Origin of the sequence: Pedobacter sp. R-06 (genome assembly GCF_049913135.1) — a bacterium.
GTDB lineage: Bacteria > Bacteroidota > Bacteroidia > Sphingobacteriales > Sphingobacteriaceae > Pedobacter.
Genome location: NZ_CP183977.1, coordinates 5,197,144 through 5,221,393, shown reverse-complemented (window position 1 = coordinate 5,221,393; position 24,250 = coordinate 5,197,144). Strand labels below are relative to the sequence as shown.

Annotated in this window: 17 protein-coding genes; 2 read left to right on the top strand and 15 right to left on the bottom strand. The window is 38.1% G+C overall.

The window, feature by feature from the left end:
* Positions 1 to 416: 416 nt before the first annotated feature.
* The 3 genes from ACN9MR_RS21025 to pnuC are packed head-to-tail and all read right to left on the bottom strand — an operon-like array spanning position 417 to position 2,623.
* Positions 417 to 956: an ORF6N domain-containing protein gene (locus ACN9MR_RS21025; protein WP_426326477.1), complete on the bottom strand. Its 540-nt coding sequence runs from the start codon at positions 954 to 956 to the stop codon at positions 417 to 419.
* A gap of 42 nt (positions 957 to 998) precedes the next feature.
* Positions 999 to 1,964, bottom strand: coding sequence for an AAA family ATPase (locus ACN9MR_RS21020; protein WP_426326476.1), 966 nt, complete (start codon positions 1,962 to 1,964; stop codon positions 999 to 1,001).
* The gene (gene pnuC / locus ACN9MR_RS21015) at positions 1,961 to 2,623 is read right to left on the bottom strand and encodes a nicotinamide riboside transporter PnuC (RefSeq protein ID WP_426326475.1); all 663 of its coding nucleotides are present in this window, start codon (positions 2,621 to 2,623) and stop codon (positions 1,961 to 1,963) included. The genes ACN9MR_RS21020 and pnuC overlap by 4 nt, the downstream gene beginning before the upstream one ends.
* Before the next feature lie 147 nt (positions 2,624 to 2,770).
* On the opposite strand from pnuC, the gene ACN9MR_RS21010 reads away from it, so the two are divergent.
* Entirely contained in the window at positions 2,771 to 3,850 is a 1,080-nt protein-coding gene (locus tag ACN9MR_RS21010; RefSeq protein ID WP_426326474.1) for a mechanosensitive ion channel family protein, read from the top strand.
* A gap of 73 nt (positions 3,851 to 3,923) precedes the next feature.
* Here ACN9MR_RS21010 and ACN9MR_RS21005 read toward each other — a convergent pair whose 3' ends face one another.
* The 10 genes from ACN9MR_RS21005 to ACN9MR_RS20960 all read right to left on the bottom strand — a co-directional run bounded on the left by ACN9MR_RS21005 (position 3,924) and on the right by ACN9MR_RS20960 (position 21,083).
* Positions 3,924 to 6,215 carry a Tex family protein gene (locus tag ACN9MR_RS21005; protein ID WP_426326473.1) on the bottom strand — a complete coding sequence of 764 codons (2,292 nt, stop codon included), beginning with the start codon at positions 6,213 to 6,215 and terminating at the stop codon, positions 3,924 to 3,926.
* Between the two features lie 123 nt (positions 6,216 to 6,338).
* Positions 6,339 to 7,679 (bottom strand): DUF4419 domain-containing protein, encoded by a 1,341-nt coding sequence (locus tag ACN9MR_RS21000; protein ID WP_426326472.1) that lies wholly within the window; start codon positions 7,677 to 7,679, stop codon positions 6,339 to 6,341.
* Between the two features lie 102 nt (positions 7,680 to 7,781).
* Positions 7,782 to 8,156, bottom strand: a complete 375-nt coding sequence (locus tag ACN9MR_RS20995; protein ID WP_426326471.1) for an iron chaperone — start codon at positions 8,154 to 8,156, stop codon at positions 7,782 to 7,784.
* A 201-nt stretch (positions 8,157 to 8,357) separates the two neighbouring features.
* Complete coding sequence (locus tag ACN9MR_RS20990) at positions 8,358 to 9,344, bottom strand: pyruvate dehydrogenase complex E1 component subunit beta (RefSeq protein ID WP_029275017.1); 987 nt, start codon at positions 9,342 to 9,344, stop codon at positions 8,358 to 8,360.
* A 338-nt stretch (positions 9,345 to 9,682) separates the two neighbouring features.
* Positions 9,683 to 10,240: a GNAT family N-acetyltransferase gene (locus ACN9MR_RS20985; protein WP_426326470.1), complete on the bottom strand. Its 558-nt coding sequence runs from the start codon at positions 10,238 to 10,240 to the stop codon at positions 9,683 to 9,685.
* A gap of 216 nt (positions 10,241 to 10,456) precedes the next feature.
* Positions 10,457 to 13,312 (bottom strand): PD-(D/E)XK nuclease family protein, encoded by a 2,856-nt coding sequence (locus ACN9MR_RS20980; RefSeq protein WP_426326469.1) that lies wholly within the window; start codon positions 13,310 to 13,312, stop codon positions 10,457 to 10,459.
* A 23-nt stretch (positions 13,313 to 13,335) separates the two neighbouring features.
* Entirely contained in the window at positions 13,336 to 16,167 is a 2,832-nt protein-coding gene (locus tag ACN9MR_RS20975; RefSeq protein WP_426326468.1) for a TonB-dependent receptor, read from the bottom strand.
* Positions 16,168 to 16,254: 87 nt separating this feature from the next.
* Positions 16,255 to 19,473, bottom strand: coding sequence for a UvrD-helicase domain-containing protein (locus tag ACN9MR_RS20970; protein WP_426326467.1), 3,219 nt, complete (start codon positions 19,471 to 19,473; stop codon positions 16,255 to 16,257).
* A gap of 79 nt (positions 19,474 to 19,552) precedes the next feature.
* The gene (locus ACN9MR_RS20965; protein WP_426326466.1) at positions 19,553 to 20,365 is read right to left on the bottom strand and encodes a tRNA threonylcarbamoyladenosine dehydratase; all 813 of its coding nucleotides are present in this window, start codon (positions 20,363 to 20,365) and stop codon (positions 19,553 to 19,555) included.
* 58 nt (positions 20,366 to 20,423) lie between these two features.
* Positions 20,424 to 21,083 (bottom strand): TatD family hydrolase, encoded by a 660-nt coding sequence (locus tag ACN9MR_RS20960; protein WP_426326465.1) that lies wholly within the window; start codon positions 21,081 to 21,083, stop codon positions 20,424 to 20,426.
* A gap of 238 nt (positions 21,084 to 21,321) precedes the next feature.
* Between ACN9MR_RS20960 and ACN9MR_RS20955 the strand changes: the two genes are divergently transcribed.
* Positions 21,322 to 21,855, top strand: coding sequence for a thioredoxin family protein (locus ACN9MR_RS20955; protein ID WP_426326464.1), 534 nt, complete (start codon positions 21,322 to 21,324; stop codon positions 21,853 to 21,855).
* 87 nt (positions 21,856 to 21,942) lie between these two features.
* Here ACN9MR_RS20955 and ACN9MR_RS20950 read toward each other — a convergent pair whose 3' ends face one another.
* Together ACN9MR_RS20950 and ACN9MR_RS20945 are read right to left on the bottom strand one after the other, a co-directional pair.
* Complete coding sequence (locus tag ACN9MR_RS20950) at positions 21,943 to 22,152, bottom strand: hypothetical protein (protein WP_426326463.1); 210 nt, start codon at positions 22,150 to 22,152, stop codon at positions 21,943 to 21,945.
* Positions 22,153 to 22,418: 266 nt separating this feature from the next.
* Positions 22,419 to 24,119, bottom strand: coding sequence for a glycoside hydrolase family 3 protein (locus ACN9MR_RS20945; RefSeq protein WP_426326462.1), 1,701 nt, complete (start codon positions 24,117 to 24,119; stop codon positions 22,419 to 22,421).
* Positions 24,120 to 24,250 lie beyond the last annotated feature (131 nt).

Genomic DNA, 24,250 nt, shown 5'->3' with positions numbered 1-24,250 from the left:
TTTATTATTCCCATTAAATTTGGGACTGCAAAGATAGATAGAATACTTTTATTATCAAATAGTTGATTGAAAAAAGTTTTGCGTTTTACCTCGCGATCGTCATACTGAATTTATTTCAGCATCTAATAGACCGTATCTTTTTTGAGGTTGTGGAAAGCAAAGCCAGAAATTATTTGGGTGGTTCCAGTCGGGCTTTTCGCTAAATCTTTTTTGTTTTTTTAAGTTTTGACAAATTTCTTGCCTCAGTGCTATTAATTTGTCAAGGCAAAAAACAAAAAAAGGATATCGCTGCAATCCCGTTTAGAAAATTCAGGTAGGGTGGTGCTATTAATGGTTAAATTTATGGCGCCAATTTCCTGAATCAAATCTTGAAGTCGCAAATTGCGACTTCAAGATTTTTTAAATATTCATTAAAATCACAAATCATCAGGCATATAGCCAATTCTTTTTCTCGGCCCAATTTTCTTATCGATGAGTTTATCCAAATAGGTAAAAACCAATTCGATGTTTTTATCCTGATTACTTACTTTTTGTTTAATCTCTTCGATTTCAAGTTTGAGTTCGCCGCTATCAATAATGAATTGGCGTATGCGCGAGAAAATCCTTACAATTTGAATATTCACCTGAATCGCTTGCTTGCTATTTAATACACTCGAGAGCATTAATATGCCATGTTCGGTAAAAACATTGGGTAAATAGGTTCTTCCACCTCTTTTGCCTTTTGAGGTCACAGATTGTGACCTCAAAAATTCCCATTCTTCACTGGTTACTTGGAACATGAAATCATTTGGGAAACGTTCTATGTTTCGGCGGATACTTTGATTTAAAACCTTAGTTTCTACACCATAAAGCTCTGCGAGGTCGCTATCTAGCATCACTTTAAAACCTCTTAGCTCATAAATTTTATTAACTACAATATTGTCAGGGATGATAGGAAGCAATTGTTTAGCTGTCATATCATTTTTGGATTTATCTTGAAGATACAAAAAATAGATTCTTTAAACCAAAATTGAATCTATAATCTTTTTGATCTTTTCTTCCCGCTCTCTATAATTACCACTGATCTGAATGTAGTTTATTCCACGTTTTTCGAGCTCATCCTTAAATAGATTAAACATCTCCAGCCGCCTGTCTCCAAAATCACGGAGATGATCGGCTACCCATTCTACATCAATATCTAACAGGAAATATAAATCGTATTTGATTTCATTTTCAAGATCGTTTAGGATATCCGGAATCTCATTTAAATAATATCGCGAGTATATTTTTGTAGTAATTAAATCGGTATCGCAAAAAACAATCTTATTGGCGCTATTGATTTTTTCTTTTACCCTTTCGGTTTGTGCTGTCCCGATTTTGATAATGTCATCAACAGTAATATCGTTCGAGGTAATTAATTCGCGCGCAACTTCCGGAACGAAGGTAGTTTGATAATGCATAGCCATTTTTTCGGCCATGGTCGATTTTCCTGTGCTTTCTGGTCCGTAGAAACAAATCTTCTTTACAAAATATGGCCGGACTTGTTTTGGGATAAATTCCCAATATTGAAACGGATGGTTTCTGATTAGTGTTGCCGAAACGGGAATAGATTTTCTCGGCTCGTCAAATAAGATGTGTTCGGCTTGTAGGTTAAATGCAAATGGTGCTCCATAAAACTCGGAGCTAAAAAGAATATTAATTTTTGGATATGCCTCCCGCATCCTGATCGCCCAAGTATTTGTCCTTTCATCCAATGGTAGGGTTTCATCATCAAAATCATCAGCAATAATGGCCGGTTTGATGTTGATTTGATCTTTAAAAATTTCCTTGATCCATTCAAAACGTAAAACCGGATCAATCTTGTCGTCAGGAGTAAAACTCATTGATACAATCAGCTCATCGCAATGTGATGCAGCAAAATCAATAAGTGCAATATGCCCATTATGAATAGGCATAAACTTGCCAATCACTAATCCTCTTTTCATGCAGTTTTTGAATAGTTTCTGTATTCTTTTATCCAATGCCACAATGCAAAAGCAGCAATGATGGTAAAAATTAAATACTCTACCCCCATAAACTTGATGCCTTTTAAAAAGTATAGGTAAGTAGCCACTACATCGATGAGCAGCCAGATAATCCAACATTCTATCCTTTTCTGGATCATTAGAAAAGTGGTAATTACACTCATTACAAAAATAAATGAATCGACAAAAGGATAGGCACTTGGCAGGTTGAAGAGTAACGGAAGCCAATTGTGGAGCTGACTGGCTAAGGTACCCATCAGCAATGTGCCAACAATACCTATAGCCAATAAGGTTAAAAACTGTCTTACAGGCATAAAACTAATTTTAAGTTCTTTGTTTTTGTCTTCTTCTTCTGGTTTTGGATTTGTCCATCGCCACCAGCCCATAATATTGGTTATAAAAAAGAAAGCCATCAAAAACATATCGGGGTAAAGCTGGTTTTGGTAATATAAAAAGGCCGATAAGAATACATTAACAATGCCAGCGGGCCAGCTCCAAACGCTGGCTTTTGCTGAAAGAATAACTGAAATAATCCCCGTAATTACCGCGAAGAATTCCAGATAGCTCATTTTATATTCAAGAACCGTGAAAAATATACTTTTGGCATCGAAAAAATCCATCTTTTCTTTTTTGAAGATATACAAAAAGCTAATGTAAATAATTTATTTGCGGCTCTTGGTTTCCTGTTGGCAAACAATCCAAAAATATAGCTGTTATAAGAATATCCATTGGCTGATCACCGTATTTATTAACCACAAATTTCGTTTATGCAGTATATCGACCAGATTTTCGGTTATCCAATCCCTTTGTTTTTTAAGAACCTCATTATAGGGGTAATAGCGGTATCTCTTGGTGTTTTAATCAAGTTTATCATTCACAAAACTTTCATCCTGCTTTCGCGTTGGTGGGATTTTATCATTATAAAATCGACAGTAAAGCATTTGAGGAGACCTGTAGCTATTTTTATTCCCCTGTTGCTCCTTAATTTTTCGTTAACGCTGATGGAGATGGCGCCAACATATCGTCTTCCAATAACGAAAATATTAGAAATTGCCCTGACGATTACTTTTGCATTGATTTTGGTTAGGACGATCAATGTTTTGGAAGATTATTTCTACCTGAAATATGATCTAAACAAAGAAAATAACCTAAAAGAACGTAAGATCAGAACGCAGTTGCAGTTTGTTCGGAAGTTTATAGTTTCGCTTATTATTTTAATTACTGCTGCTATTATTTTATTGAGTTTTGAAAGTATGCGTAAAATCGGAGCAGGGCTGCTTACCGGGGTTGGCATCGGCGGAATTATTATAGGCTTTGCAGCGCAGAAGTCGCTCGGCAATTTATTGGCCGGTTTTCAGATCGCCTTTACCCAACCCATAAGGATTGACGATGTTTTGATTGTGGAGGGTGAATGGGGTAAGGTAGAAGAAATTACTTTAACCTATGTAGTGGTTAATATCTGGGATCAGCGGCGGTTAATTTTGCCGATTACCTATTTTATTGAAAAGCCTTTTCAAAACTGGACCCGTGTTTCTGCCGATCTGCTCGGAACGGTTTTCTTATATCTTGACTATACCATCCCGATTGAACCATTGCGACAAGAATTAACCAGGTTATTGAATGCTAATCCACTTTGGGACAAACGCGTAAATGTGGTACAGGTTACCGATAGTACAAAAGATGGCGCCATCGAAGTCCGATTTCTGATGAGTGCTTCTAATTCTTCAAGGGCTTTCGATTTGCGCTGCCATGTGAGGGAAGCTATGATTTCGTTTATTCAAACAAATTATCCTGAAAGCTTACCGAAGAAAAGATTGGAGTTTAAAGACAAGTTTGAAAATGTATAATCGATTTATGTCAGTCTGAGCCTGTCGAAGACTCCTAAAATACTTCAACAGGCTCAGTAGGACAATGATGATTTTATTTAAACATCCCTTTCAACTTTGCTAATTTTTCCTGTAAATCGCCATCAGCATCTTTTGGCTCATTGCGGGGCTTGAAATTAGGCTTGCTGTTATTTTGTTTATATTCTTGTTTCGGTTTATGTTCCTTAGTCTCCCGACTACGGACTTCCGCCTTCGGACTGGCTTCAGTTTTCATCGATAGTGAAATCCTTTTACGGGTAGCATCAACTTCCATAACCGTAACTTCGACCTTTTGATGTACTTTAACCACATCGTTTGGATTAGCCACAAAACGGTTAGCCAGCTGACTGGTGTGAACCAAACCATCCTGGTGTACGCCGATATCGACAAAGGCGCCGAAATTGGTGATGTTGGTTACAATTCCAGGGAGCTTCATACCCACTCTTAAATCTGAAATCTCATTTACACCATCTGTAAAACTAAAAGCTTCAAATTGTTCACGTGGATCGCGGCCAGGTTTTGCAAGCTCTTTTAAAATATCCGTTAATGTTGGTAAGCCAATTTCATCGGTTACGTATTGCTGTGGTTTAATCTGCTTTTGCAGTTGTGTATCTTTCATTAAGGCAGAAACAGTAGTGCCAAGATCTTTCGCCATTTTATCTACTACGGCATAACGCTCAGGGTGAACACCACTCGTATCCAAAACATTTTCTGCATTGCGGATGCGTAAGAAACCTGCTGCCTGCTCATACGCTTTATCGCCCAAACGAGGTACTTTTTTCAAGCTTTCACGGTTTTTAAATGCTCCATGCGTATTTCTGTATTCTACAATATTCTGTGCTAAAGTCGGACCCAAGCCCGAAACATAGGCTAAGATCTGTTTTGAGGCCGTGTTTAATTCTACACCAACAGCATTTACAGCACTGATTACTGTATCATCTAAACTTGCTTGTAGTTTATTCTGATCAACATCATGTTGGTACTGGCCAACGCCGATAGATTTTGGATCGATTTTTACCAGCTCAGCCAACGGATCCATTAAACGGCGACCGATTGAAACTGCTCCACGTACGGTAATATCCTGCGTAGGGAATTCTTCTCTGGCCGCTTCTGATGCTGAATAAATCGAAGCGCCACTTTCGTTAACCATTACAATGGTGACGTGCGGTAAATTTAACGCACGAACAAAAGCTTCAGTTTCTCGCCCTGCGGTACCGTTACCAATGGCAATGGCTTCAACATTATGTTTTTCACAAAGCTGTTGGATCGTAAATTCGGCATTTTTTACATTCCCTTGTCCGGTATGGGGATAAATGGCTGTATTCTCTAACAGTTGACCTTGTTTATCTAAACAAACCACTTTGCAGCCCGTACGGAAACCCGGATCGATAGCCAGTACATTTTTTTGTCCCATTGGGGCTGCCAATAATAATTGACGTGCATTTTCGGCAAAAACCCGGATAGCTTCTTCATCCGCTTTTTGTTTGGTAAATACACGGAGTTCGGTTTCCATGGCTGGTTCCAATAAACGTTTATAGCCATCTTCTAAAGCCTGCTGAACTTGTTTTGAAGCGGCGTTATTACCTAAAATAAACTGGTTCTCTAAAATGGCAATGGCATCTTCTGCTGGTGGAAGGGCGTCTAATCTCAAAATCAGTTCCTTCTCACCACGGCGCATAGCCAGAACACGGTGTGATGCAGCTGTTTTAACCGGCTCGCTCCATTCAAAGTAATCTTTATATTTAATGCCTTCTTCTTCTTTTCCTTTGATCACTTCTGATTTAAAAACAGCTTTTTCCTGAAAATAAGTACGCATTTTGGTCCGCGCCTCCACATTTTCAGAAATCATTTCAGCAATAATATCCCTTGCGCCTGCTAAAGCTTCGTCAAGTGAATTTACTCCCTTCTCAACATCGATGAATTTATCTGCTGATGCCTCTAGATCAAAAGCATTCTGCTCAAATATCTGCAGGGCCAAAGGCTCTAAACCTTTCTCTTTTGCTACCGATGCACGTGTTTTACGCTTAGGTTTAAATGGCAGGTAAATGTCTTCTAAAAGTGAAATGGTTTCTGCTTCGTTGATTTTTTTTTCCAGTTCGGGTGTTAACTTGCCAAGCTCGGTCATCGATTTTAAAATCGCTTCCCGGCGCTTATCTAAATCGCGCAGCTGCAAAACCCGATCACGGATTGCGGCTACTTCAACCTCATCTAAACTGCCTGTGGCTTCTTTACGGTAACGCGAAATAAAGGGTACAGTTGCGCCTTCATCTAAGAGATTTATGGTTGCTGTTACTTGTTTTTCTGCAACTTTTAATTCGGCTGCAATTATTTTATGGTGGGTTAACATATCCTAAAGGTAAAAATTAAAGGGAGCAAAGCTAATCAGGATTTGCGGGATTTAATGATTTTTAGAATGAAGTTTTCCACCGAAATTTGTGAGTAAGTTTTTGAAAAAAGCAACGGTTATTTATCAATGTTCGATCATTTTTCCATTTATAATCAGCCAGTTGTTGGGGAACATTTTTGCAAGCCTTTGTTTTTCAGTATCTGTAATCTGTCCGGTAAGTTCTAATCTCCTGATTTGAATTTTACCCAGTTCATCAGGAATGACAATATTTTTGGTGAACTTGATTCTTAGGGTGCCTATGCTTTTTAATGTATACAGCTCTTTTGGAATTTCGCTAATGTTGCTCATTGAGAGATCGTCGGCATGGGTTTTATTGCTGAAAACAGAGGTTTCGGATGGTGCACTATCTTTATTTACAACAGCCCAGCTCATTTCCGGTCTCATGGTAAAATCTTTGTTGTTTTGGGATAAACCGATAAAGCCCGCCCAGATTTCCATGTTATGTTTTGTATGAGCTTGCGCGTCTTCCAGAATAAAACGAACTTTTACAATCTCCGAAGCCAGATTGTTTATACTGGTAATTGGTTTTAAACCTGTTGTATTTCCTTCTTTAGTATAAGGAAAGAACTTTACAATCCATCCGTCTATTGTGTTTACCGTTCCATATTTCTTTTCGGTATGGTATTTTACCATATTCATCCAGAAATCTTTATTCACTTTTCCTTTTTTTGCTGCTATGATTTCTTCGATAATCGGGACGAGTTCATTTGTCCACCACTCTAATTTATATTTGGAAAGGTATTTGGTCTTTTCTAATAATTTTTTCCAGTCCTGAGTGGTGCCCTCGATGGTTATTTTTGGAATGCCGCAGCCAATAATAATCACTTTAAACTCGAAATAAGATTTTACCGTTTCCATAATTGTAACCTGGCTCACAATTTTTGCAGTGGGGGTGGTGGTGCTAAAATCGGAAGTTAAAATGCCCACCAATTTTTTGCCGGTATAATCGTTAATCTGCTCGTTAAACTGCGGGAAAATTGAAGCCCAATCGGATTGGGGATTGCCAAGTTGGATTTTATCTGAAATAATAGTCAAGGTTTTTCTGCCCTCAAAGTTTACCATCTGCGACCTTAATTCTTCTGCATTTTGAGTAATATGCCTTGCAAAACCCTGACTAATCAATAACCAGAAAATATCAGGCGAGATCACAAACGGTCTGTGATCGATGTAAGAGTTTAAAATACCGGTCAAAAAAGGGTGTTCACCATAATAAACTAAACTGTCGGGTAGGTTTTCGACGTTTCTTTCTACATCTGCTTTCAAAACTTTAAGTATTTCCTGATTAGGAACAACAGGAATCAGTTTTGCTGGTTTCGAGAGTGTTTCAATTTCTACAACTGTTGCTTTCTGGCAAAATGATTTGGTAGAAATAAAGATGATTATGAGTAAAAGTATTTTTTTCATCTGGTCGGCGTCTATTTAGTAAGATTTTACTAAACGGATGCTTTTTTGAACTGTATTCCATAATCTACAGTTCCATTTTCCCCAGATAGGAAACCAGAGCTATTATGATTTCTTCTTTTTCACTTTCTCCAAATCCCTTTCTGCTTTAAACCTGGTGATTCTGGCAATCAGATCTAGGGGTAAAGGCTTGTCTAAAGGAAACTGAACAGCTCCCTTACTCCATTTATACTGAGCAAATTCTTCTTTAAATGCTTCAATGCCCGAGCCGGTTGGATAAAAGCCAATGTGTTTAGCATAGCCCGCAAAATAAACCAGCACCGTGTTTTGTTTAAAGGCGGGCATCCCATAACTGATTACTTCTTTGGCTTCCGGTATGGCTTTGTGTATAGTTTCGCGGATTTGCTGTAATAGCTTTTGCGTTTCTATTGGGAAATTAGCAATGTATTGATCAATGTTTTCTGGTTTGGGCTGTTCCATGATCGGTGGTTTTGTAAGCTGAATTTACAAAATTTCTTAAAAATCTATTCGCTGACCTAGATATCGTGTTTGTGTAATAGTTGGCAATGTAAAGCACATTTGGATGTTGCCCTGAAAGAGGGGAATAAAAAAATCCCCCAAATTGCTTTGGAGGATTTATATCTTTTGGTCTTCGACTAAGCTCAGACTAACAATTTGTAATTACTTTTTAACGTACATTACTTCTTTTACTGCTTTAACCACACGCTCAGCATTTGGTAAGCTTGCTGCGATTAAAGTTGGTGAATATGGAAGTGGAACGTCTGCACAAGTGATACGTAAAACCGGTGCATCTAAATAATCGAATGCATGTTTTTGTACCATGAAAGCAATCTCTCCAGAAAGAGATGCTAAAGGCCATGCTTCTTCTACAACAACCAAACGGTTTGTTTTCTTAACAGAAGCGATAATGGTATCATAATCGATAGGACGTACAGTACGTAAATCGATCACTTCAACATTGATTCCTTCTTTAGTTAATTCTTCTACAGCCGGGTTTACAACGCGAGTTAACATTTTACCGAAGGTTACGATGGTTACATCAGTACCTTGTTTGGTTACGTTTGCTTTTCCTAATTCGATATAGTATTCTTCTGCAGGAACATCGCCTTTATCGCCGTACATTACTTCAGACTCCATGAAGATAACCGGATCCTGATCTATTATTGATTGCTTTAATAATCCTTTTGCATCGTAAGGAGTAGCCGGAACTACCACTTTTAATCCTGGCGTATTTGCAAACCAGTTTTCGAAGTTTTGAGAGTGTTGTGCACCTAATTGACCGGCGTTACCTGTTGGGCCGCGGAAAACCATAGGGCATGAGAACTGACCACCACTCATTGATAAAATTTTTGCAGCACCGTTGATAATCTGATCGATAGCTACTAATGAGAAGTTAAAGGTCATAAATTCCACAATTGGAATAAGGCCTGCTGTTGCTGCACCAGTTGCAATACCTGCGAAACCTAGTTCGGCAATCGGGGTATCGATAATGCGTTTCGCACCAAACTCATCAAGCATACCCTGACTTACTTTGTACGCACCGTTATATTCTGCTACTTCTTCACCTAATAAAAAAACGCGGTCATCTTTACGCATTTCTTCGCTCATGGCTTCGCGTAGTGCTTCTCTAAATTGGATTTCTCTCATTGTAAATTTTAATAACGGTGGCAAATATAATTATTAATCGCTTTGAAACCAAAGGCTAAAATGCCTATGTTTTGTAATAATTATAGGTAATCTGCCTAATTATTCAGGCTTTTTGATGCTGTATTTTTTGTTTATCTGCTAAAAGAAGAAATAATATTGGGCGATTGTGTTTTTGGTTAGCTTATTGTATCAAAGCTTATGCTTTTTTCGAAATTTTTTCTTCAAAATGAATAATATTACTGCTATGATTTAAAATAGCAAAACTGGTTCATCCCTAGGGCATATTTTAATTTTTAAGAACAAGGCTTAAAGCAGTTAGTTGGGATTATTATCTAAATTTAATGATTTGGATTTAACAGTCCATAAATCTCGCTATCAAGAAACTTGCCCCTAAAATAATAATCTTGCTTAAAATGTGCTTCTTTTACAAAACCATGTTTGATCAGCATCTGCCTTGAAGCATCATTTTCTACATTAATATTAGCGCTGATGGTATGTAAATTAACGTCTTCAAAGCCAAATGCAATTGATCTCTTTAATGCCTCGGAGATAATCCCCTTTCTCCAATAATCGGGATGGAGCATGTAACCAATTTCAGCCCTGTGGTTAGCAAAATCAGTGCGCCAATAACCTACGGATCCGATCATTTGTTCAGGGGTTTCTTTTAAGGCAATTACCCAAGCCAGGTTATCGCCATTTTCGTAGCCATTTCTAAAACGGGAGATAAAATCTTTGATCTCAAAAATATCTTTTGGCCTTTCTCTGTCAATATATTTCATTACCGTTTCATTGGTACGCATGGCAAAAAGGGTTTCGGCATCGGCAAGATCGTGTTCACGAAGGATTAAACGTTCGGTTTCGAGGATAGGGAATTTTGTGAAATTTAAGGTTAGCATTTTTAAATTTAAGAGATTAACCGCAAAGCGCGCAAAGTTTTTCACAAAGGACACAAAGTTTTGTTACCACAGCGTACACGGAGATTTTCTCGGACACGAAGTTGATATTTTTCAATCCAGATTTGAGTACGCTGCGGCTTACTTTGTGTGCTCTGTGGTTATTTTACTAAGCACCTGGCGCGCTTTGCGATTTACTTTATTTCTTTGCGGTTGAAACTATTTCCCAAACAGCGTTTTATAAATAGAATATTTGTAATTATCCTCAACAGCGCTGGCTACAAAATAAGGAGCTTCGAAAAGTTCGGTCAGTTTTTTTCTTAACTCGGCAAGAAATTCGGGTTTAATTTCTTCTAAATAAGCTCCTGATAGATTTTGTCTGCCTGATTTAAACCAAACGCCATCGACACTCATGGTTTTTACCACGTATAAATTAGGTTCGACAAAGCTTTTGCCCGAAAACTGTTCATAAGCATAGGTGTACAATAAAGTTTGGATTAAAGCTTTGTTAATATGTTTGCCGTCTGAGTTGAACAGTTCAGGTATATCTTTAAAGGTCAGCTTATCACTTCCGGTTTTGTAATCAATAATTTTTGTTACCCCGTCTTTTACATCAACACGGTCTATAAAACCGAATATTTTGATGCTGGCTTCCCTGTCTTTAAGCGGGAAGCTGATTTCAGCTTCTACTTTTTGCTCAAGACTGATGATTGTAAATGGTGTTTGTGCTTCGTCCTGATTTAATATGATGTTTACATAAGCATCGACAATTGATAAAATTACCTTTTGCATCCCCTTATATTCCATCACTGTATCTGGATTTTTAAACATCACAGCATTAAAACCTTTTTGTATTAAAGTGGGAATCTGTTTCCGCTTTTCTTTAATCCGCTCTGCAGTAATTTCAGCCGACCTTAAATCCTCGTAAAAATACTCCATCACTTTGTGTAAAATCGAGCCGATTTCGTTGGCTTCTACCACGGCACTGATCTCTTTAGGCTCTTTAATGCCTGCAATGTAATTGAAAAAGAAGTCTATCGGGTTGGAGATGTATTGCGTAAGTGCCGATGGCGAAAGCACCTTCTTTTTATCGAGGTATTTCTGAAGTGTTTCCTGGATAAAGGCATTATTGGTTTTCTCGATTTTTACTTCCTTAAAGGGCTCGGTTTTTACCTCCAGATTAAGCTCATTATAAGCAAAATCGAAACCACTTTCGTACTCGAGCTGTTTTAAGATTCTGCTGGGTTCGCCCGAAGTAGATTCGTCTGTTAAGCTATTATAGACAAAATTGATATTCTTTGCTCTCTGTAATAGACGGTATACCATGTAAGATGAAATGGCATCAAGATTTTCGAGAACCGGAAGGCCATAAACACGACGTATGGAATCAGGAATAAAACTATTACCGATGGAAGATTTTGGAATAATACCTTCATTAAAACCTAAAATCACCACTTTGTCGAAATTTAAGTTCCGGGTTTCAAGCAATCCCATTACCTGGATGCCATTCAGCGGATCGCCAGAAAGCGGTACCGCAATGGCTTGCAGCGATTTTTGAACGAGATAAATTACAAAAGGTATTTCTTCTTTCCCGATATGGTTGCTAAAAGTATCGTGCAGTCTATTTAACTCCTGAATGGTTTTTACAAACAGTTCTGCATCGATTTTTTTTAATGTTTTTGCATTCGATAATCTTGTTAACACATAATCCAATACGTCGAGTAAATTGGTGACTACATGCTGCGGATCATCGATTTTTTTATAAAAAGTTTCAAACAACCCACTTTGGCGTAATAAGCGTTTATGGTCGATCTCCACCTGGTTTTCTTCCAGTAATGCTGTTAAAATTTTGTCACGCATTTTTTGGGTAAGGCCTGTTAAGGGATGGGTTAAAAAAGCTTCTACATTTTTGTAGCTTACTTTATCGCGCTGTAAAACCTCCAACTGACTGCCCAGCCATAAATCGACCAAACCAAAAATGCTTGAGGTTGACAGCGCAAACCCCATCGTTACATTAAGATCGATTTCTTTTCCATTAAATGTAGTTGGAATCGTTTGTAAAGTTGGAATCAACAAACTCTCATCTGCCAAAACCACCACTGTTTTGCCAATAGTTTCAGTATCTGTATAATCTTCTTCTAAAATATTATTCAGGATTTTGGCCTGTGCCGATTGCCCCTGAACTTTGAAAACATTTACTTGATGCTTTGCTGATTTTATTAAACTTTCCTGTTCAGCAAACACATTTTTTAGGCCAAGCTGATTAATGTTTTTTCGCAAAAACAAACCGGCTTCCTGCGATATATCATCTAAATAATAAGTATCAGTATCAAAATAAAACAATGCTTTGTCAGCTTCTTGTAGCTTGGTAAATATTTTGGCTTCGGCACTGCTCAAAGCATTAAAACCTACAAAAATGATCTTGCCCTTATCAAAATTCGAAATAAATTCCTGGTGATTGGTAATGTCATCGGCCAGATGGCGATAAACAGAGCCATTGGTTAAATATCCCTGTTCCTTAAGCATTGAGTGGAATTTATGGTAAAGCTTGGGCATCCTGCGCCACATCTTGATGAACAGTTCCTGCTGTTTTTTGTGTTTTCCTTCAGAATAGGAAGTCCAGAACTGGGAGAGAAATTCGTACTGCTCGGGACTTAAATAATCGAAATCCTTATTGATAACCGAAATATCTTCCAGATCGCGATACAATTTTTCTGCATCGACCAGATCGGCATCAATCTGGTTAAAGTCACTTAGGATAATTTTGGCCAAGGGAAAAAACTTATGGCTCGAAATGCCTTCCAATTGCTCTTCGGCAAGCAGTTGGTTATAAATACGGTGTAAAGTAAAAAACTGGAGATAAAAATCGGCTATCTTATAACTGGTAGAACTGGCGAAAAATTCTTGGATGGTGAAAAAAGAGGGACTGAAAAAAGGCTTACCAATGATGTCGGCAAAGTGTTTCTGTAAATAGGCTGATGGACGCTTGTTATTAAACACAATGGCACAGTTTTCCAGCTGATTTCCAAACCTGGTGACTAAATCTTCGGCAACTTCCTGTAAAAATGCGATCATCCTTCTAAATATTTTGTTTTTACTTATTCTTTTCTTAATCTGAACGATTTACCTCCAAAAGTCGATAAATTATAATTCAATCCAAAAGTCACAACGCGCATAACCTGATTGGTTCTACTCTCTATTATGGAATTCCCTAGTACCCGCTGGGAAATGTTGTTCCCTTGGTTAAGGAGATCGCTAACGCTAATGTTGCAATTTAACGCTCTGTTCTTTAAGAAAGATTTTTCGGCTCCAATATTGATCATGAGCGGGTTAATGTTGGTTAGGCTATACCCTTTTGTAATTCTCTTATTTGCATTGATAGTAAAATGATATGATTTAAATATTGTTGCATTACCCGATGCTCCAAAGTTAAACGATTGTATTCTGGTATTTACATTGAGGGCTGTATTGTTGTTATCGTTCTTACTATTATTATAGCTGGCGTTAAAGCTCAGGTTTAAGTTTTTTAGCCTCAAGGAAGTCGAAAAGCGACTGTTAAAATTTTTGGTCTTAAAAAAAGACTGGCCTGTGTTGAGCAGTAAGTTATAAGGGGTTTGGCCATTAGTGGAAAATTCTCCTAAACTATTATCATTGTTCGTGCTCGTCGAATAGCCCATGCCCATATTTGCGTTGAACTTCTTAACGGTAAACGAGCCTGAGATATTCTGAGAAAAATTAAAGCCTTTATTAAAGGTTCTATTATTATTGATTATGGCCGTTTTTTTTGAATTGCCTGCAGTTCCATTGAAACTGATTACATATTTACGTGATTTAAAAGGAATATTTAAGTTATAGTTAAGGTTTGCGTTATAGTTCCCATTTACATTTTCAAAACGGGTTTCTTGTTTAAATGCACCCAAAGTATCGGGAATGATGATAATATTGTTAACAACTTCGTTACTGGTTGTGCTGAAACCTAGCCCACTTTGGAAAGAGAAATTCGATTTTTTTCCGAAGTAATTAAAATTAGCAGAAATAGAATGGCTAAAAGATGATTTCAGATTAGGGTTTCCAATCACAATGTTCTGTAAGTTTTGAGTATTCCTAACCGGTTGCATCTGTGAAATGGATGGGTTACTGTTTTGTCCATTATAATTAACAGATATTGATTTTGATTGGGTTATACTTCTGGAATAGTGAAATATTGGGGAAAAGTTGATATAGGTGTTGTTAAAATTGCTATTAAGTTCCGGATAATTATTCCGGACCAGATTTGGCCTGATATTTAATCCACCCGTTATCCTGTTTTTCTTCCCTGATTGATAGTACGAAAGATTAAGCGACTGATTGATGGTTGAATTATTGGTGAATACACCTAAGGAATCTACTTTAACTGAGGCCATTGATAATGGATTGAGTACATAAGTTTGAAGATCGCTCTGTGTGATATTCACGCTGCCATTATAATCGAAAGAAATACTTTTTGTTGCTAGCGAATCTTGTTTAAGCATGAGTGCATAACTCAACCCAAAACCAAATTGTTTACTGTTGTTGCTGTTGTACACACTTCGGTTAAGTAAAGAGTCCTTTTCTAAAGTGCCATTTGCATCATAATATAAAGTATTGGTTATGATATTTTGATCAGATCGGTTTGACGATGTTGATACGGAAAAATTTCCTGATAAAGTATTTTTCTTGAACTTCCTTGAAAAATTTAAACTGGCACGCAGTGAGGGAGAATTACTATTGTTATTGGCATTGTTTTTAAAGTCCTGTCTGCTAAAACCCGTTTGATAATTTAATGAACCTGTACGCGAATCATTGTTGTTATAATTGACGTTGATCGAACTTGATAAATAGATCTTTTTTGTTCTTTGATTAAAATTTAAACCCAAACTCTGTCCATTGTTTGCAGCGTAATTGGTGTTTTCTAGCTGGCTATTTAATTTTCCTAAAGAATTAACGGTTTCTACTGCCTGAAAGGTTTTAGAATTGTTGTTGCCTCCATTGTAATTATAATTCAGGCCAAAGTGGGCATTGGTTCCAATTTTGTTGCTATGGCTTATTCCGATATTTCTACTTTGAGAAAGCCCAGCTCCATTGTCTCCGATATTATAACCTAGGCCTGCACTCGATTGTTTCGAGCCATTCCATAAGTTAGCATTGCCATGGCTTCCAATTTGTTTATTTGTGCCCCCATTAATGGATAGGCCTCCAAATTGACCATTATCCATGCCGGGCTTGGTTAGAATGTTTAGCATTTTTTGCGATTCTCCAATTTTTATCCCTGTAAAGTTTGCCTGATCGCCAAAATCATCTATTACCTGTATTTTTGCCACAATGCCAGCAGGTAGTTTTGATATAAAGTCCTTAACATCATTGGTGAAAAAGTCCTGTCCGTTAACGCGGAGTTTCGTCATGCTTTTTCCCATAGCCGTAACATGCTCGTCTTCATCTACCTCTACACCTGGCAACTGTTTTAAAAGATCAGTAACCCGGTCATCTTCCTGTACATGAAAAGCATTTGCATCGTATTCAACAGTATCTTGCTTGTATTTTATAGCAACGGGCTTCGCTTTAATGATAACATCGGCTAGTGCGATTTCTCCACCTTTCAAAACAATGGTGCCCAAATCTATTTCTTTCATGCCGGCCTTAATATTATAATTCGCCAGGTACGTTTTAAACCCTATGCCACTTACCTTTAGGGTGAATTCTTCAACCTTTATGTTTGAAAAAGAAAAATACCCCTTATCGTTAGTGCTGGTATTTAATGAATCGTTACCAAAATAGAGCCTGACAGTGATATTGCTGATCGTTTTTTTTGCAGAATCGGCAATAATACCATTGATGTTGCAGTTGATTTGTGCGCTAACTGGCTTACAGTAAACCACGATGATTAATAAGAGTGAGAGCAGAAAGTTTTTCAATGAGATGTTAATTTGTTAAAACGGGTTTTTAGTTTAAGATGGATGATTTAATGATTTTCCATAAGCTTTTTATTTTTTAATTACATATTATACTAATTTCAATTTGCCTTTAACCGCGTAGAAAAGATAGGTTTTGATATTCTGATAACCCATTTCTGAAAGCAGTATTCTGTAACAATTTACCTGCTCGATATGTTTGTCGCTTTCTTCCAAGGTAAATTTATAATCGAGAATAATTACTTCATCGGTATTGATCAACACCCTGTCTGGGCGATGAAGCTTACCGTGGGCATCAATAATATTTTTTTCTACGATACTTTCGCTCGCTTTACCCAAAATGGCCTTAAGTTCGGGATTGTTTAATACTTCAAGTGCCGAATCGATTAATTTCTGTTTTTCTTCTTCCTTGATAATGCCTTGCAAAACCAGGTTGGTGCTATAATCATTCACTTCTTTTTCGGTACTGGCACTGGCCAGGATATCATGTAACAACGAACCTTTTCTTCCTGATTTTTCAATATTGACCAAATGCTTTAAATGTTTGTCTTCTGATGGGATATATAACTCTGATAAGCGGGTTGTGGTTGGATAACTATTTAAGTCGATAAAACTCGAATCCTCTGATTTGCTTTCAACGGATACATAATCAACAATTTCATATACTCCGTTTTCATCAAACTGCTCATCGAAAGTAAAGTTGATCACATCGCCCATGTTGGATAATTTCAATTCCTTTTTTGCCATTGTGGCGATGTACAAATAATCTTTGGAACGTGTGGTAGCCACATAAAGCATATTCAACGCATCCATATTATTATAAAGTAATTCCTCATAATATGCTTTCGCAATTGCCGAATCTGCCAAAGCTTCATTGTATTTTAAAGGAATACCCTTAAGTTCCTTGTAAACGGTTTCTTCTGAAGATACCCAGAAAGTACCATTCGGTTTGCCTTTAATCTCCCAGTTGCAAAACGGGACAAAAACAGCTCTAAAGGCCAGTCCTTTAGATTTATGTATGGTGATGATCTGTATGGCATCTGCACCTTCTGGTGAGGGTAGTGATTTTTTAATGCCATCTTCTTCCCACCAGGTTAAAAATGAAATAATACCTTTTTCGCCAAGCTTGCCAGCAGAGGCGGTTAAATCTCTAAAAGCCAACAAATAGGGTAAATTGGCGGTGAGATTTTTTAATCCATAGCTTTCAATTAAAATCTCAACCAGCTCTGGCAGTGGAAGCTGTAACCAACTTTGCCAGTTCTCGCACAAAGCTACAGGTAAAACTTCGGTGAGTGTGTTTAAAGGCTTATTGTTAAGGTTTAAATAATAATTGGCGCCGATCTCTTTCTCGTGCAAGGAATGGTATAGCGCAATACAATTCGCTTTGTACAATGCTGTTTGCGATTCTAAACCGATGAGTACTTTTAAAGTGTTGATGATGAGCTGTATCGCCGAGTTGCTCGAAATCAATAAAGCATCGCCTGATAAAACCGGTAAGTTATGCCCCATTAATTTTTTAACTGTTAGTAAGGCTTCACTATTCGAACGAACTAAAATGGCAATATCCTTTAGGGCATATTGCTGCTGGTTTTTGAGATAATTTATTTCTTCAACAATATCGTCTAAAGCAATGTCCCTGAAAACGGTTTCAGTAAAACGCGCTTCATTTGGTGCATGATCTTTGCCGAACTTTTTAATTTTGATGGTTCCGCCTTTTAAGGTATTGGTGGCAAAGTTTTGGGTTGAGCCACTATAAATATCGGTAATAATCTGTTGGTAATGCTGTTCCTGCCACCATTTAGAGATGCTTTCAGGTTTGCTTGTCAGATTTTCGTTCAGTTCGTTCTGCAAGGTTAATGGGATAGCCTTGTAAAGGAAATTGTTAAAGGTGATGATGTTCTCGGCACTTCTATAATTTTCTTCCAAACTTTCCTCCAATACATTCTCTGCGCCAACATCTAACTTGGCGTGTTTATGCAGGATGTTCCAATCTCCATTGCGCCAACGGTAAATAGATTGTTTGGTATCGCCAACAATCAGATGATCGATCAGATCCTGGCTAGGCGTGGCCATCGCATTTGTTAAGAGCGATTTAAAACTTCCCCATTGGCTGGTAGAAGTATCCTGAAATTCGTCGAATAAGAAATTACGGTAGCGGTTGCCAACTTTTTCCCAGATAAAAGAAGGGTTATCGCCTGCATCTTCGGTAATACCGGAGATCAGTTTTTGTGCATCGCTAATGAGCAGATTGTCATTTTCAGCCCGGTACGCTTTTAATAGTACGGCAATTTCCTGCATCAACCTTAAATAGTAAAGATTTTTATTAAAAGCGATGGCCAGGCTGTAATTTGGTAAATGTGCTAAATAATGCGTTTTTAATTTCTGGAGGATCGGATTTACCGTATCGTAAGCCTCTGGAAAATTTGCGTTTTTTTGAAACCACTCATCTGGTTCGTCGATTAAATTGAAAAGCGGCTCAATTTTAGAAAAATCGCCCCTGGCCACCAAAATAATCTTAGCCAGCGGACTACGCGATTTCCCTTTGAGGTGCTCCGTTTCTACACCGATTACATTCAGGGCTTCATTAGCTTCGGTTGCTAATGCAACCAGCTCTTCTTCAAAATTTTTAATTTCAGCCTTGGTAACACTGATGTATTTTTTAAATAATTCGTCGACGTTTTCTAAACCAAGGGTGCTTACCGCATCTTCAAAAATCTGGAAACGTTCAGAAAATATCTCTCCAATTAAGTTATAAAGTTCGAATTTATAGTTCCAGCTTTTATTGTCGCTAATGCGTTCGATAGCCAGATCGATTATCCATTGTAAGAGCTGTTTATTATGGTCTAAAGCTTCGTCCAGTTTGTTTACAAGGTCATCTTTAACCTTGTCATAATTCATTTCTAAATTATAATCTGCGTTAAGACCCAGTTCGAATGCAAAACCACGGATTACTTTTTGCACAAAACCATCTATCGTGCTTACCGAAAAACGGCTGTAATCGTGCAAAATTTTTCGGTAGATCTTATCCGCTTTAAACTGTAATTCCTGCGGGCTTAATATCGGATAGGCAAGCAGAATAAGTTTCCGATAGTCTTCGATTTTTTTCGATGGATTGCCCTTTGCCAGCCCGAGCAACACCTCCAGGATTCTCGTTTTCATTTCTTCGGTCGCCTTGTTAGTAAAGGTTACCGCTAAAATTTCGCGGTATTTGTTCTCTCCGCTAAAAAGCAGCGTAAGGTAATGAGCGGTAAGACTGAATGTTTTACCTGAACCTGCGGAGGCCTGAAGAATTTTGAGGGGTTGGGGCATAATATGATTTCTCTCGAATTTTAAACTTACAACAATTTAAAATTTTCCCGAAATCATGATATCAACAATTCTATCTCTATTAAGATTTTTTGCTTTTCCGTTTATTGAGTGTTTTATGGCTAATCCTTGCAGGGCGTTCAGCCATTTCGATTGGCAGACCAAGCAGATCGCGGATTACAACCGAGGCGCAGGCACCGCCAAATGCTGCAGGTAGGTAAGAAACTGTGCCATAAGCCGAACGCTTGAAATTACTTCCATCAGTCATGATCATGGAATTTTTATCCATTTCTTCTGTTGAGAAAACAGCTTTTATTTTGCTGGCATTTGCAAGTTTGTTCAACCTCTTACGCACGTAACTGGCAAAAACGCATTGATAGGTATCCGGAAGCATGGTAATTCTTAATCTAGTTGGGTCCATTTTACCACCTGCACCCATCGAGCTTACAATAGGAATATTCTTTTCAAGGGCTGTTCCCAACAAAGTGATTTTTGGCATTACACTGTCAATGCAATCCATAATGTAATCAAAGCCAGATTCTAAAATTTCCCTGCATTTCTCGGGGGTAAGAAAAGTGTTTACCACATGGAGTTTTAATTCAGGATTAATGGCTAATAAACGCTCTTGCATGATTGCAGCTTTGCTTACACCATGATTGGTCGCCAAAGCAGGTAGCTGCCTGTTCCGGTTGGTTGGGTCAACTACGTCTCCATCAACAATGGTCATTTCGCCAACGCCTGAGCGGCAGATAAATTCGGCAGCAAAAGAACCTACTCCGCCCAAACCGATCACTAAAACATGCTTCGATTGGAGTTTATCTATTCCATCATTTCCAACAAGGAGGGCAGAGCGCGAAAGCCAGGTAACATCAGACATATATTTACTATTTACCATAGATGAAAAAGACGAACACAAATGTTATTTATCTGCGTGTGTCTGTGCTAATCTGTGGTTAATTCTTTAAAATCAATTTATTCCAGTCTGCAAAAATACGAGCTTTAAGCTCATCAACTGTACATTTTTTTAAATTGGCTGCGGCTTGGTAAATTTCTTCAATTGAGATATCAGAATCGTCAGTTTCCAGGAAAAATTGATCGGTACTTTGAATCAGCTTAGCTGTGCCCGAATTTTCTTTTAAAGCAGTTATTCCAAAGGAAAGAAGGAAACCTTTATCCAGTAGCTGCTGGCCAAGCTGCTCATTTTTGTTGAAACCATGGATAATCATCGGTACTTTAACTTTTAATCGTTCTTTAATTGCAATTAATTCTGAAAAACATTTAACACAATGTAAAATCAATGGTTTATTGATTTTTTCTGCCAATTCGATCTGATTTTCTAGGATTATAGTCTGATTTTCCAGGTTTTCACCCCTCAGCCTATCTAAACCACACTCTCCAATCTGTTTCACGTTTGTTTGATTGGCCACAACACTTAGGTATTTCATCTCTAGTTCGAGTTGATCAATTTTAGCAAACCAGGGATGTAGCCCAACAGAAATCGGCTTGGTTTTAGGCATTGCTAAAAAGATATCGCTAGTTAACGACAAACTTTGAATGCCGATTACCCCAGGTTGGGTGGCAACTTTGTGGGTATGTATGTCTAAAAAATCCATTGAAAAACAAAGATAGGTAAAAATGGAGGACGGAGAATGGAAGGTGGATAAAGTAAAGATATTGATTAAACTAAACCTTCCACATCGATGCAGTTCCATTCTATGGACTATGGACTATGGACTATGGACTATCATCCGTTTTGCCTATCACATTTTCCATGTCTCTGTAAAGAATTTGCGAATAATCTATTGTAATACTAGACTTTATTACATTTGCTATTATTATTCATCGAAAATCATGAAAAAATTAATCATTTTATTAACTGCTGTATTGATTTCGACAGCGGCGTCTAGTCAGGCGAAAAAAGAAGGCGTTCATATTTATAACCCTCAAGCGGATGCTAAAACCGAAATTGCGACGGCGGTTGCAAAAGCGGCCAAAGAAAATAAGCATGTTTTGTTACAGGTTGGTGGTAACTGGTGCAGCTGGTGTATTGCCTTTCATAATCTGGTTGACAGCACAGCAACGCTGAAAAAATATATTAACGATAATTTTGAAACCGTTCTGGTGAATTACAGTCCTGAAAATAAAAACGAAAGTGTTTTAGCGAGCTTAGGATATCCTCAACGTTTTGGCTTTCCTGTGTTTTTGATTTTGGACGGCAAAGGAAAAGTATTGCATATCGAAAATTCCTCTTACCTGGAAACAGATGAATTAGCAGCCAATGGTAAAAAGAAAGTTGGACATGATGTAAAGAAAATCACTTCGTTTTTAAAGGGATGGACGACCACGGCGGTGAATCCGGAAACTTATAAACCGAAGGCTAAGTAAGGTTTAAGGTAAAAGGCATAGGGTTTATAGTAAACCTGGTAGAGAGTATAAAAGCCGTCCTGATGTGAAATCGGGACGGCTTTCTTGTTAGTCGCCTAAATCATCTTCGTCTAGCTCATCATCTAGATTTAGCTCATAAGAGGCTCTTGATGCTTCATCAGCTTGTTCCAGCAGATTTTTATCGTGTTCAATGCTGGTGTCATCGCCGTTAAGTTCATTGATATTTTCAACATCATCCTCTCTGCGCAAGGCATCGTTCGGATCGTTTGAATAATTGTCATCTTCTGGATCTATCATAACATTAAGGTTTTATATTAGATAATCGTTTTGATAGTGAAATTGTTTTAGGGAAAGCCAAAAGGCTGAAGATAAAACTATTAATAGAGACCCTGAAATAAATTTACTACGTAGCTTTCCGCTTCGCTACAGGTCAGGGTGACGATATGGTTGAGGCTAATGCGGAATATTAATCCACTTCTCGGTGGCAAAAGATTCTTCGCTGCGCTCAGAATGACAAAATATTCTCACCTGATATTAATTCTTTGTGTCTTAGTGGTAAAAACTTATAATCCGTCGCCGAATTTATAAAACGGCGCTACACCTACAGGCAATTTTCCTGTTGGTACCAATCTGTTGTTAATTACGGCAGCAGCTGAGATCTGCATATAATCTTCTTTTTGATAGGCAACAACCAAACCTTTACTGTTTTCTAAACCAGATAAACCGGCCAGATTATATGGATTTGCAAAGAGCGCAAAAACAGCATTCTTTGCCGATAATTCTTTAATAAAATTCTTTACGCCTGCATTTAGTGGGATATTATTAGCTGGTCTTGCACGACTATCGTGAATACCCACAATTACCTGGTCAAATGCGCCGATTTCGCGGGCGATGTTCGAAATCTGAGTAGCACTGGCATCTTTATCCAGCACATAATAAACAGAGTTATAATAACCTTTCGAAACCTCTTTTTGGAAAGTGGTAACCGAAGGTACACCGATGCTGATAATGGCGGTTCTTCTGATTGGGATGAGGCGCTTGATATAATCTTTGCCTTTTAACAGCGTTACTGATGCATTGGCAAGTTCCTGCACCAAAGCATTGCTAGACTTGCGGTTTACACCTGCAACAACACCTTGGGTTACAACCGTGTCGCGTTTGGCCAGGCCAGCCCAGTATTTTGCGGTCAATATTTTACGCACACTCTGGTCTATTTCGGTCATGCTTACACGATCCTGCCTTACGGCTTTACGCACCAGTTTAATGGCCCTGTCGCTGTTTTCAGATAGCTCAATAATGTCGTTTCCGGCAATGATACCCATTAAATCAGCTTCTCCATCTTTGAAATATTTTACCACGCCTTTCATATCCATTGCGTCAGAGATAATCAAACCTTTAAAGCCTAATTTCTGTTTCAAAATGCCCGTAACAATCGGTTTAGATAGGGTAGAAGGTAGGTTGGGTGTGGCATCTAAGGATGGGATGTTCATGTGGGCGATCATCACGCCTGAAGCTCCCTGTTTAACCAGTTCTTTAAAAGGATACATTTCCAACGTATCTAAACGTGTAGCAGAGAAAGTAAGCTGTGGTAAATCGTAATGCGAATCTACATCAGTATCACCATGACCAGGGAAATGTTTCAGTGTGGTTAATAAGCCGCCATCCTGCATGCCTTTCATATAAGCGGCAACCTTAGTGGCTACGTTATATTTATTTTCACCGAAAGAACGGTAATTGATTACGGGGTTCTTGGGGTTGTTATTGATATCGGCATCAGGAGCTAAATTCATCTGCATTCCCATGCGCTTGTAATCTTTAGCCACTTCAAGGCCCATTTTATACAATAACTCTTTGTTTTGGATAGCACCCAATGTCATTTGATAAGGGTAAGAAATGGTACTGTCCAGGCGCATACCTAAGCCCCATTCGCCATCATTGGCTACAATTAATGGTACCCTGCTTAATTTTTGATAGGCATTGGTGGCTAAAACCTGCCGACCGGGACCTCCCTGAAAAAAGATAACCCCACCCAATTGTTCTTTTTTAATTACCTGGCCGACCGAATCGGTATATTTTTTACCCAGATTGGTGTGTGCCCGAACAAAGAACATCTGTGCAATACGTTCTCTGCGGTTAAGTTTGTTAAAAACCGAATCCACCCATTTAGGTTGATTGGCCAATAATTCTAAATAGGTTTTCTGTTGTGCGCTTGCCGAAAATGCAGCGCCAAAAAAGGCAATGAGTATAAATAAGTTTTTTTTCACGTGTTTTGTTGTATCTGCTGCCGCTAAATTAGTAATCAAAAGGCGAATTAAACAAAAACCAATCCAAGTAATCGATTTAATACAATTTGTTGTAAGCCTGTTGCTTTTTTAGGTGCTGTATAGGTTACAAA